General features: G+C 39.8%; 1 protein-coding gene, 1 pseudogene and 1 riboswitch. The gene and the pseudogene both read left to right on the forward strand.

Annotation, left to right across the window (positions count from 1 at the left end):
• A pseudogene (locus ABZA26_RS13355) lies at positions 1-255 on the forward strand (aminopeptidase); the annotation flags it as partial.
• A gap of 271 nt (positions 256-526) precedes the next feature.
• A riboswitch (ZMP/ZTP riboswitch) is annotated at positions 527-606 on the forward strand.
• 67 nt (positions 607-673) lie between these two features.
• Positions 674-2,191, forward strand: a 1,518-nt coding sequence (locus ABZA26_RS13360; RefSeq protein WP_372714996.1) for a pyruvate formate lyase family protein, incomplete at its 3' end; no start/stop codon positions are given.

Here is a 2,191-nt window from a genome sequence, read left to right on the forward strand (position 1 = left end):
CTTTGGAGAATGCCTCTGTTTGACGACTACAAAGAGCTGGTAAAATCAGATATAGCCGACCTTAAAAACTCCGGCGGAAGGTGGGGAAGTGCTCCTAGTGCTGCGAAGTTTATAGAGGAATTTTCAGAAGGTCTCCCTTGGATGCATATAGACATAGCCGGAACTGCCTTTGTAACCAGTGCAAAGGATTATTTTCCAAAAGGAGCCACAGGAAATATGGTAAGATCTCTCTACGGCTATCTTAAGATGAAATAATATTCCATTATTGATTAGTCCACGGTGCTATTGAAATTTTTATAATTATGTGTTAAAATATAAAAAAGAGAAATTTGTGGTCTATTTTTTGGCACTGTGTATGTAAACAGTAATAATGTTATTTGATTAAGTGGAGGAAGCTATGCAAAACGGATATGTATTTCATTTGTTGTTTTTGGGAACTATTATGATGATATTTAAGGTTTCAGCATATTCAATCATGTAAACAAAAGGGATCTACAAGAATCTCATGTTTTGTATAAAAGAATATTAAACTCTGTATGACTGGCGGATAGTGGGAAAAACCCACAGGGATTACAGAGCTGAAAGCCGACCGCCTGGGCGAATAGATTACTTGAATGAGTCTATTTGTTCGGGGGGTCTATTTTTTATAAAAAACAATATGGAGTTGATATGAATGAAAAAATTTGATCCATGGAGTGATTTTAAAGAAGGCAAGTGGCAGCAGGAGATTGACGTTAGGGATTTTATACAAAAAAACTATACGCCTTATGACGGAGACGAACTATTCTTAAGCGGACCTACTGAGAGGACAAGACAACTTTTCAATAAATTTGAAGACCTTAGAAAAACAGAGCTGGAAAGAAATGGAGTGGTTGATATAAACACAGATACTGTATCTTCACTTCTCACTTATGAAGCAGGGTATCTGGATAAAGAGAATGAGATAATAGTAGGGATACAGACTGATAAACCCCTAAAGAGGGGGGTAAATCCATTTGGCGGAATAAAAATGACAAGACAGGCTGTAGAGGCCTACGGATATGAGCTGGACCAGAAGATAGAGGATTATTTTGAATATAAGACTACTCATAATGACGGTGTATTCAGAGTGTACAATGAGGCTATGAAGACAGCTAGGAGTACTGGAATAATAACAGGACTGCCAGATGCCTATGGAAGAGGGCGTATTATAGGGGATTACAGAAGAGTATCCCTATACGGGGTGGATTATCTGTTAGAGGAAAAGAAAAAAGACAAGCTGATATACGGACGTCAAAAAATGACAGAAGAGAATATACGGCTTTTAGAAGAACTGTATAAACAGATTGATTTTTTGAAGAAGATGAAAGAGATGGCAAAACTTTACAACTGCGATATTTCAGCACCGGCTGAAAATGCCCGAGAGGCTGTCCAGTGGCTTTATTTTGCATATCTTGCATCGGTAAAAGAGCAAAACGGTGCTGCCATGTCGCTGGGAAGGGTAAGTACCTTCTTAGATATTTATTTTCAGAGAGATATAGAGAGGGGAATTCTTACAGAAGAATCTGCCCAGGAGATAATAGATGATTTTGTACTCAAGCTGAGAATGGTAAGACAGCTGAGAACACCGGAATACAATGAACTTTTTGCAGGAGACCCCAACTGGATAACGGAAGTTATAGGGGGTACCGGAGTGGACGGACGTTCTATGGTGACAAAAAGCTCTTACAGATTACTAAACACCCTCTATACCCTGGCTCCGGCACCTGAGCCGAATATAACTGTACTCTGGTCAGAATCCCTTCCTGTGAAGTTTAAACGATTCTGTGCAAAGGTATCTATGGATACTGACTCTATACAGTATGAAAACGATGACCTCATGAGACCTAGATACGGTGACGATTACGGGATAGCCTGCTGTGTATCGGCCATGAAAATAGGTAAACAGATGCAGTATTTCGGTGCCAGATGCAATATGCCGAAAATACTTCTCATGGCACTAAACGGTGGACGAGACGAGGTTTCCGGAATGCAGACAGGTCCGGAGAGTGAGCCTTTTCAGTGTGAACCTCTGAATTATGATGATGTGATCAAAAGACTGAAACTTTACAGAGAATGGCTCTGTGAGCTCTATGTAAATACCATGAATATTATTCATTTTATGCATGACAAGTATGCCTATGAGAAGACCCAGATGGCCCTCCACGATACC

The sequence above is a fragment of the Ilyobacter sp. genome (assembly GCF_041583315.1).
Taxonomy (GTDB): Bacteria; Fusobacteriota; Fusobacteriia; order Fusobacteriales; family Fusobacteriaceae; genus Ilyobacter.